The following is a 1,477-nucleotide window of genomic DNA, read 5'->3' on the forward strand; positions in this document are numbered from 1 at the left end:
CTAATGTGATGGCGATTAGTACCGCAGTTGACATTTCTTGACGCAAGACCTGCCATATGTGATTAATTGAAAGCTCTCCAATTGCCATTGAACGTACAATTGTTGATGTGATCTGAGTACCGCTGTTCCCACCGGTTCCTACCAATAATGGAATAAAGAAGGCTAAAGCAATTACAGCCTCTAATTGATCTTCAAATGATTTAATGACTGTACTGGTATAAGCTTCCGCAATAAACAGTAAAAGTAACCAAACACTACGTTTTTTCCATAGAGCAAAAGGCGTCATTTGAAGGTAGGGTTTATCTAACGGTAAACTACCACCTTGCAGTTGAGCATCTTCGGTTGCATCATCTTCCAATATGCGATCAATTTCTCGTTCGCTAAGTGCACCAACTAATAATCCTTTATCTAACACTGGTACTAGATCAAAACCACAGTCATGCAAGGATTTTGCTAATTCAGTGCGTTTATCGCCAGGAGCAACAAAGAAAAAATTAGGTTGCATGAGTTGGTTGATACTATCACTTTCGTTAGGGTATTTTAATAGTGATTTCACTGATAAAATACCCATTAATTTATCATTAGTGGTAATGAAAATTTGGTTAGTAATACTATTTTCCTCAAGTTTTTCCAGAAAAACTTTTTTTGCTTCAGCGACAGAAATATGTTCTGGTAGAGTCATATAATTCTGGGTCATATATGAAGCCGCAGTCGCGTTTGTCTGGTCTACATGATAGCGAGGTTTAAATGTATTTTGTTGGATAGGTAAAGCCATATAACAGTCCCCTGTAGGTGTTAATATCTCTCACCGGGGCGAACTAACGTGGGAAATGGATCCCAACGTTTAGGTTTTAGCTTCTAACAACGTATTCCAAGCGGAAAGTTACTTTTGTAAGACCTTGATTCGATCATACCTGTTTTACCAATACAAGCCTGTCTCCATGCAAGTACGGCAGTAACTTTTGTTTGTTAGGTAGCCTCGCCATAACGAGATCGTTTATTGTATTTCACGTCAACAATGTTGAACGCCAGCGATTATAAATTTACTTATCTTGATTACAATTTTTTCTTAAAGTTGTTTAGTTAAGATTTAACAAAATTAAATTTTAACTGTGAAAAATAAGGAAATATTATTTTTATCTGATTATAAAGTAAAAGATATGTTTGTTTGAAATATGAATGGAAAAAAATTAGCTGGTTTTTAATCGAAATATTATAAAGATTCTTAACTTTTTGTTTTTACTATCTTAAATAACTTCATTTATTTTACATAAGTGTTTCTGGTGCGATAATAGTAAATGCGCCTTTAACAATTAAAATAAATACAGCTGCCCATATTGCCGCTGATAATAAACAGATACTGTATACTTTAGTCCTATTCATTAATAACATGCCGGCGACTAATGGGATCATGTACCTTAATACTGCAATAAAACGTGAGGTAAATAACACCGTCATTCCTTGGTTTTGCAACTTG

The 1,477-nt window shown here is 34.8% G+C and carries 1 protein-coding gene, 1 pseudogene and 1 riboswitch; the gene and the pseudogene both read right to left on the reverse strand.

Features of this window, described 5'->3' with window-relative positions; translation table 11 throughout:
• On the reverse strand, positions 1-775 hold a 775-nt coding region (locus tag CBG25_RS17360), incomplete at its 3' end, for a CBS domain-containing protein (RefSeq protein ID WP_290608227.1).
• 54 nt (positions 776-829) lie between these two features.
• Positions 830-999, reverse strand: a riboswitch (M-box (ykoK) riboswitch).
• A gap of 267 nt (positions 1,000-1,266) precedes the next feature.
• Positions 1,267-1,477 (reverse strand): annotated as a pseudogene (locus CBG25_RS17365) (DedA family protein); the annotation flags it as partial.

The sequence above is a fragment of the Arsenophonus sp. ENCA genome, from assembly GCF_002287155.1.
Taxonomy (GTDB): domain Bacteria; phylum Pseudomonadota; class Gammaproteobacteria; order Enterobacterales; family Enterobacteriaceae; genus Arsenophonus; species Arsenophonus nilaparvatae.